This is a genomic window from Tsukamurella spumae, assembly GCF_012396015.1.
Taxonomy (GTDB): Bacteria; Actinomycetota; Actinomycetes; order Mycobacteriales; family Mycobacteriaceae; genus Tsukamurella; species Tsukamurella spumae.
In genome coordinates this window covers 1-7,201 of sequence record NZ_JAAXOQ010000057.1, presented here as the reverse complement: position 1 = coordinate 7,201, position 7,201 = coordinate 1, and the positions used below count along the sequence as shown (strand labels likewise).

Annotated in this window: 8 protein-coding genes; 4 read left to right on the top strand and 4 right to left on the bottom strand. The window is 72.6% G+C overall.

What is annotated here, in order from left to right:
• Positions 1 to 117 precede the first annotated feature (117 nt).
• Positions 118 to 672 carry a LysM peptidoglycan-binding domain-containing protein gene (locus HF999_RS21860; protein WP_168547872.1) on the bottom strand — a complete coding sequence of 185 codons (555 nt, stop codon included), beginning with the start codon at positions 670 to 672 and terminating at the stop codon, positions 118 to 120.
• Positions 673 to 802: 130 nt separating this feature from the next.
• On the opposite strand from HF999_RS21860, the gene trxA reads away from it, so the two are divergent.
• Entirely contained in the window at positions 803 to 1,180 is a 378-nt protein-coding gene (trxA, locus tag HF999_RS21855) for a thioredoxin (protein WP_168547871.1), read from the top strand.
• On the opposite strand, the gene HF999_RS21850 is transcribed toward trxA, so the two are convergent.
• From HF999_RS21850 to HF999_RS21840, 3 genes are all read right to left on the bottom strand, one after another.
• The gene (locus HF999_RS21850) at positions 1,140 to 2,219 is read right to left on the bottom strand and encodes a lycopene cyclase family protein (RefSeq protein WP_168547870.1); all 1,080 of its coding nucleotides are present in this window, start codon (positions 2,217 to 2,219) and stop codon (positions 1,140 to 1,142) included. The two genes, trxA and HF999_RS21850, sit on opposite strands and share 41 nt — an antisense overlap.
• A 76-nt stretch (positions 2,220 to 2,295) precedes the next feature.
• On the bottom strand, positions 2,296 to 2,841 hold the full coding sequence (locus tag HF999_RS21845; RefSeq protein ID WP_246208432.1) for a response regulator: 546 nt from the start codon (positions 2,839 to 2,841) through the stop codon (positions 2,296 to 2,298).
• Complete coding sequence (locus tag HF999_RS21840; RefSeq protein WP_168547869.1) at positions 2,838 to 3,935, bottom strand: sensor histidine kinase; 1,098 nt, start codon at positions 3,933 to 3,935, stop codon at positions 2,838 to 2,840. The genes HF999_RS21845 and HF999_RS21840 overlap by 4 nt, the downstream gene beginning before the upstream one ends.
• Positions 3,936 to 3,962: 27 nt before the next feature.
• Here HF999_RS21840 and HF999_RS21835 point away from each other — a divergent pair, with 27 nt between their 5' ends.
• The 3 genes from HF999_RS21835 to HF999_RS21825 all read left to right on the top strand — a co-directional run.
• On the top strand, positions 3,963 to 5,567 hold the full coding sequence (locus HF999_RS21835; RefSeq protein ID WP_312854236.1) for a glycosyltransferase family 39 protein: 1,605 nt from the start codon (positions 3,963 to 3,965) through the stop codon (positions 5,565 to 5,567).
• Between the two features lie 33 nt (positions 5,568 to 5,600).
• Positions 5,601 to 6,614, top strand: a complete 1,014-nt coding sequence (lgt, locus tag HF999_RS21830) for a prolipoprotein diacylglyceryl transferase (RefSeq protein ID WP_168547868.1) — start codon at positions 5,601 to 5,603, stop codon at positions 6,612 to 6,614.
• A gap of 10 nt (positions 6,615 to 6,624) precedes the next feature.
• Positions 6,625 to 7,201 (top strand): pyruvate kinase (locus HF999_RS21825; protein WP_312854235.1); only part of this gene is annotated, 577 nt, incomplete at its 3' end.

The following is a 7,201-nucleotide window of genomic DNA, read 5'->3' as shown; positions in this document are numbered from 1 at the left end:
GAAGAAGCGGCGCAGTCGCGCCGCCTCACCCCGAGCAGACCACCCCGCCCGCCCTAAGGAGTACCGAGTCGCCGGAATCGAAGTACCGGATCGCCGGACTAGGCGTACCCACTAGCCCTATCTGCCAACCTGGCCGACGTTGATGAGATCGGGGTTCGCGATGTTGTTGAGCTGCGCGATCTCGGTGTAGCGGTTGCCGTCGCCCAGGTACTGCTCGGCGATGGCCCACAGGGTGTCGCCCGAGGCGACGGTGTGGGTGCGCGGTGCGGGAGCCGGCGCCTCGGCGGCGACGGGCTCGGGCTCCGGAGCGGCCTGGCGGGCCGGCGCGGGCTGATCGGTGGCCGTGTTCGAGGCCCACTTGTCGGCATCGCCGGCGTAGACGACGAGGTTGCGGTCGTCCTGCAGGACGAGGCGGTCAGCGCCCGAGCCCTCAGTCTTGGTCGACCAGACGCCCTCGCCGGCGCCGTTGTAGAGAACGAAGTTGCCGTCGGTCTGGAAGTTGGCCCGCTCGACACCCTTGCCCTCGGTGCCGCTGGCCCACACCACGGTGCCGGCGCCCTCGGTCAGCACGAGGTTGCCATCGCCCTGCAGGGTCAGCGTGTAGCCGCCGTTGAGGGAGTCGAGAGTCTCCCCGAGGCCGAGCTGGTTACCTGCGCGAAGCACGTCGGTCATGTGTATCCCCTTTGAAGATGTACCGGTGTACATGCGGCGCGCGGGTGCGCGCCCGAGATAGAGGATAGCGAGCCGATCCGACATTTCGGCGAATGGGAATCAGGGAGTCGGAAAATTCGTTGGTGGGGGTATGGCGACCATTGAATTGACCTCTGACAAGTTCGACCAGACCGTGACCGGCAACGACATCGTGCTGGTCGACTTCTGGGCCTCCTGGTGCGGCCCCTGCCGCGCCTTCGCGCCCACCTTCGAGAAGGCATCGGAAGCCCATGGGGATGTGGTCTTCGCGAAGGTCGACACCGAGGCCGAGCAGAGCCTCGCCGCCGCCGCGAACATCCGCTCCATCCCCACGCTCATGGTGTTCAAGAAGGGCAACCTGGTCTACAACGAGGCCGGCGCCCTGCCGCCCGCGGCCCTCGAGGACCTGATCTCGCAGGCCCGTGCCCTGGACATCGAGCAGGCGGACTTCAGCGGCGCCGGTGCGACCGCGGAGAAGCCGGCGGAGTAACCGCCCGCGCCAGGCGCCGGCGCAGCCCCCACGGCGCCGCCACGAACGCCGCAGCCATCGCTGCGGCGTTCGTGGTCGTCGGGGAGCGGGCCGACAGGAAGGCGCGCACGTGTCGGTCCGGCAGGCCGAAGAACACGTCGAAGAAGTCACGCTGCTCGTCGGGTGACATGCCCAACAGCGCCCGGAGCCCGGCCTCCCGCAGCCGATGCGCCGCGACATCGCCCCGGCTCACCGGATTGTGCCCGGCCCGCAGCGCGGCCACCGCATCGTCGGCGAAGGTCAGCGACGCGCCCACCGAGTAGCCCGTCGCCGGGTGCAGGGTCGTGCCCCGGACTCCGGCGCCGCACCACCCGCGGCCTCGCCGCGCACCCGGCGCGAGCAGGGGGAAGTCCACCCGCTCGTGCACCGGTCCGGCAGTGACGCCGCGTGCCGCCAGCCGGGCCCGGAGCCTCGCCTCCAACGCGTCGACGGGGATCGGCGGTGCCCCCGCGAGGCAGGTCTCCTCCAGCAGGACCGCGTCGTCGGACACCCGCACGGCGTAGAGGAACGAGGCCGGCGCACCGTCGGGCACGCCGGGCGCGACCCGCCAGTCCATCCAGAGCTCCTCGTGCGCCCCGACGGGAACCAGCACCCCGACCGCAGTCTGCCGGGGCATGCCGAGCGGGCCCGACGGTGCCGGCCCCCGCGCGTCGATGACGAACGCGCCGCCGTGCCCGCTCCGGCCGGCGCGGCCCGCGCGCACGTCGACGCCGTCGAGCGGCAGCGCGTCCTGGAGGCGGTCGACGTCCAGTACCGCGTAGTCGCGCCGCAGGTCGAACCGGCTCCGCGCGACGACCTGCGGCGACGAGACCGCGGCCACCACCCCCGGAGGTAGCCAGGCGGGGAGCTCGTCGGTCCACAGGCCGAAGGTGCGCCGCCACCGCGCGTCCGGGGCGGGGTCGAAGGCGCGCACCGTCAGGCCCGCCGCGGCGGCCCGGTGCGAGACCGCCCGTCCGGCGGGGCCCAGGCCCAGCACCACGAGGTCCGGGGTCGCGCTCACAGCCGCGCCCCGAGGAGGGCGAGTTGGGTCCGGTTGGCGCAGTCCAGGCGCGTCATCAGGGAGGAGACGTAGCCCTTCACCGTCGACTCCGCCAGGAACAGCCGCGCCGGATCTCCGCGTTCGACGCCCCGGTCGCGAGCTCGCGCAGCACGTCCCGGTCGCGCGCGCCGAGCGCGTCGATCCGGGGATCGTGACGCGGCCCGTCGCCGGCGAGGCGAACCAGCCGGGCGAGCGCATCGGGCGAGAGCAGCGAGCCGCCGGACGCAGCGGTCCGCACCGCGGAGGCGAGCAGCGCCGGCTCGGCGGTCTTGACCACGAATCCCGCTGCGCCCGCGGCGAGCCCGTCGACGAGCACGGCATCGGTGTCGAGCGTGGTGATGAGCACGATCGCGACCGGCGGATCGAGATCGCGCAGCGCACGGGTCGCGACGATGCCGTCGACGCCGGGCATCCGGACGTCGAGGAGCGCCACCTGTGGCGCGTGCGCGATCCCCGCCTCGACGGCAGCGGCACCGTCGGCCGCCGTCGCGACGACATCGAGGTCCGGCTCCGCGGACAGCACCGACCGCAGGTACTCCCGGACGATCGGGTCGTCGTCGGCCACCAGCACACGCACCGTCATCGGGTGGCCGCCGGGAACTCGGCCTGCAGGGTCCAGCCGCCGTCGGACGACCGGCCGTGCCGGAGCGTGCCCCCGACCAGCGCGGTGCGGGCGTCCAATCCGCGCAGGCCAGTCCCGCTGCCGGTCGCGGCGAGCTCGGCGTCGGCCGCCGCGGCGGGGTTGTGCACCCGGACGCCGTGCGCGGTGATCTCGACCTCGACCGGCGCCCCGGCGGCGTGTTTGCGGGCGTTCGCGAGACCCTCCTCGAGGACCCGGGCCAGGCAGTCGGCCGCGGCGCGGGGGAGCGGCGCACCGAGCGAGCCGCTCAGGTCCACGCGCTGGCCCGCGTTCCGGGCCCGGTGCACTGCGTCGGCGATCGCGCCGTCGATGTCGGCGGCCTCGGCCAGTCCGTCCGCGGCGAACGGCACCGACGGCGCGTCGTCGGCCTGCAGCCCGATCACCACGCGTCGCAGGTCGGCGAGTGCGGCCTGCGCGTCGGCCTCGATCCCGGGCTGACCGCCGGATCGGGCGGCGAGGACGATCCGGGTCAGGCGCGCGGTGGCGAGGTCGTGCAGCTGCGCGGCGAGCGCGAGGCGTTCGTCGGCGCGCGCCTGCCGATCCGCGAGCGCCCGGCGCTCCCGCCCGGCCGTCCGCAACCGGATCCCGAGGCCGACCGTCGACCCGCCCAGCACCGGGGCGAGGGAGCCCAGCGCGCCCCACGTGGAGTGGGAGGACGCGGCGACGGCCACCGCGAACACAGCGAAGGGCGCGAAGGCGATCACGGTGTCACGCCGATCCCGTGCGGTCTGCGCGGCCGCGGCGGAGACGAGCGAGGCGGCCACCGCGATCCACACCGCCGCGCCCGACTCCGCCGCCTCGGCCCACGGCCCGAGCACCAGGAAGCACCCGGCCACCGCGACGACCGGCGCCGCGAGGACGGGGCGCAGGACGGCGACCGCGGCGGTGGCCGCGAGCATCGCCGCGGCGCCCCACCACAGGTCCGCGCCCCGCAGCCCGGGGAACAGGACCGCCACGAAGGCGACCGTGCCGACCGCCGACACCGCCAGGAAGGCCGCCTGGACGGCGCGCACGCGGCGGGCGGGATCGGAGGTCATGCAGCCATCGTAGGGAGGTGCCCGACGGTGCCGATACCTCCTTTCGTCGGTCGACGCGCCGCCGAACGGCGCTACCGGCCGGGGCGGGCACCCGGCACCGTCGAGGACATGACATCCCAGGTCACCGCACTCGCCACCGACCCGCGCGCCGGAACGGGAAATGCACTCGCACCACTCGCGCGGCTCCCGCTCGCCGCAGTCGGCACCGTCGTGCTGACGGTCATGCTGCTCGGCAGCCGCAACTACGGTCACTTCTTCGACGAGGCCTACTTCGTGGTCGCCGGGCGCGATCATCCGGCCGCCGGATACTTCGACCAGCCGCCCCTGGTGCCGCTGCTCGCCGCCGGCCTCGACCGGCTCGCGCACGGGAACCTCGTGGTGCTGCGACTCCCGGCGACCTTCGCGGTCGTCGCGATCACACTGCTCACGGGACTGATCGCCCGGGAACTCGGCGGCCGGCGGTGGGCGCAGGTCCTGGCCGCCGCCGCGGTCGCGATGTCCCTGGTCAGCTCCGTCGGGCACTGGCTCGCGACCTACTCGATCGACCCGCTGTGGTGGACCGTCATCACCTACCTGCTGGTCCGCTGGGGCCGCGCCCGCGACGACCGGCTGCTGCTCGCGGCCGGCGCGGTCACCGCGCTGTCACTGCTCACCAAGTTCCTGGTCCCGGCGCTGTGGATCGCGGTCGCGATCGGCGCGCTCGCCTGTGGGCCCCGCCGCCTGCTCACCCGACCGGCGCTGTGGGGTGGCGCGGCGCTCGCGGTCGTCGCGATCCTCCCCACCCTGTGGTGGCAGGCCGGCCACGACTGGGCGTACACCCGGATGGGGGCCGTGGTCCGGGCCGAGTGGCCCGGCGGCGCGGGCTTCGCGCTGGTCGGGCTGTTCGGGGCGGGGCTGCTCATCGGCCTGCCGCTGCTGCTGGTGGGCGCCGTGGCGCTGCTCCGTTCGCCCGCTCTGCGTCCGTATCGGTTCCTCGGGGTCGCGCTGGTGCTCGTCGTGGCCGCGATCGTGATCACCCACGGCCGCTCCTACTACCTGGCCTCCGTCTACGCGCTACCGATGGCGGCCGGCGCGGTCGCGGCGCAGTCGTGGGCCGGCAGGCGCCGTCGCGGCGGGTCCACCGCGCTGCGGATCGTCGCGATCGTGGCGCTCCTCGGCTCGGCCGCGAGCTGGATCGCGGCCTCGCCGGTGTGGTCGCCCGGCGTCGCCGAGCGCATCGGCACCCCACCCCTGCGTGCGCCCGCGACGATGCTCATCGACGGTGACACCATGCTCAAGGGCCTGTCGGACACCGTCGTCGCGGCCTACCGGAGCCTGTCGCCCGCGGACCGCGACGGGCTGGTCATCGTCGCCGAGAGCTACCCCTTCGCCGCCGCCGTCGACTACTACGGCCGCGACCAGGGCCTGCCCCGCGCCTACAGCGGCCACCGCGCGTACTACTACTTCGGCCGCCCGCCGGACGATGCCCGGTCCGTGCTGTGGATCGGCGATCCGTCACCCGTGCTCGACGGGGCGTTCCGGCACCGTCGGGCGGTTCCCGTACCGGGCGAGGACGGCGACCCGGTGGTCCGGCTCTACACCGATCGGACCGCGGCGTGGCCCGACCTGTGGCAGCGGCTCCGCTCGCAGTGACGGCCACCGCGGCGGGTCAGTAGGGTGACGGGCGTGATCCTCGCGAGCATTCCGAGCCCCGCCCAGGGCGTGTGGCACCTCGGGCCCATCCCGATCCGCGCGTACGCGCTGTGCATCATCGTCGGCATCATCGTCGCCTGCTGGTGGGGTGATCGCCGGTGGGTCGCCCGCGGCGGCAAGCCCGGCCAGGTCATCGACGTGGCCGTGTGGGCCGTGCCCTTCGGCCTCGTCGGCGGCCGGCTCTACCACGTGATGACCGACTTCACGACCTACTTCGGCGAGGGCGGGCGCGGCTTCGGCGCGGTGTTCCGGATCTGGGACGGCGGCCTCGGGATCTGGGGCGCCGTCGCCCTCGGCGGCGTCGGCGCGTGGATCGGATGCCGGCAGATGGGCATCAAGCTCGGGCCCTTCGCCGACGCCATCGCGCCGGCGATCATCGTGGCCCAGGCCATCGGTCGCCTCGGCAACTGGTTCAACCAGGAGCTCTACGGCGCACCGACCACGCTCCCCTGGGGACTGAAGATCTTCGAACGGGCCAACAGCGTCGGCCAGCGCGGCCCCGACGTGCTCGACGGGCACAGCACAGGCGTCGTTCTCGCCACGGTGCAGCCCACCTTCCTCTACGAGTTGGTGTGGAACCTACTGGTCGCGGGCCTGCTGGTGATCGTCGACCGCCGCTTCCGCATCGGGCACGGCCGGCTGTTCGCACTGTACGTCGCCGGGTACTGCCTGGGCCGCTTCTTCATCGAGCTCATGCGCGACGATCACGCCACCCACATCCTCGGCGTCCGGATCAACGTGTTCACCGCGGCGCTCGTGTTCGCCGGGGCGCTCGCCTACTTCTTCCTCGCCCCGAAGGGGCGGGAGGCCAGCGTCCTCGTGGGCGGTCCGGGGACGGAGTCGGTGGGAACTGCCGCCGACCAGGAAGAACCGTCGGAGACGTCGTCGCCGGACGAGGACGGCGATGCCGCTGCGGCGGACGATGTTCGCCTGATGGATACCGGCGGGTTGCCGGGAGACTCCGCATCGCGGAATACGGAGGACTAACGTGTTCGCTGTGACTCGTCGAACCAAGATCGTTTGCACTCTGGGCCCTGCTGTCGGAACTGATGAGAAGGTGCTTGCTCTCGTTGAGGAGGGTATGGATGTTGCGCGCCTGAATTTCAGTCATGGTGAGCATGCTGATCACGGCGTGAATTACGAGCGTGTTCGTGCTGCGTCGGATAAGACGGGCCGTGCGGTGGGGATCCTGGCGGATTTGCAGGGCCCGAAGATCCGGTTGGGTCGGTTCGCTGGTGATGGTCGGACGGTGTGGGAGACGGGGGAGACGGTGCGGATCACCGTCGATGATGTGGTCGGCACGCATGATCGGGTGTCGACGACGTACAAGGAGCTCGCGCAGGATGCGCGTCCGGGTGATCGGTTGTTGGTCGATGACGGCAAGGTCGGGCTGACGGTGGTCTCGGTCGACGGTAACGATGTGGTGTGTGAGGTCACCGAGGGTGGCCCGGTGTCGAACAACAAGGGTGTGTCGCTGCCGGGGATGAATGTGTCGGTGCCTGCGCTCAGTGAGAAGGACATTGAGGATCTGGAGTTCGCGCTGGGGTTGGGTGTGGATTTCATCGCGTTGTCGT

What these genes read in the sequence shown, in the direction of transcription:
- HF999_RS21860 (WP_168547872.1), bottom strand. Translation starts at nt 672, where the DNA reads ATGACCGACGTGCTTCGCGCAGGTAACCAGCTCGGCCTCGGGGAGACT.
- trxA (WP_168547871.1), top strand. Translation starts at nt 803, where the DNA reads ATGGCGACCATTGAATTGACCTCTGACAAGTTCGACCAGACCGTGACC.
- HF999_RS21845 (WP_246208432.1), bottom strand. Translation starts at nt 2,841, where the DNA reads ATGACGGTGCGTGTGCTGGTGGCCGACGACGACCCGATCGTCCGGGAG.
- HF999_RS21840 (WP_168547869.1), bottom strand. Translation starts at nt 3,935, where the DNA reads ATGACCTCCGATCCCGCCCGCCGCGTGCGCGCCGTCCAGGCGGCCTTC.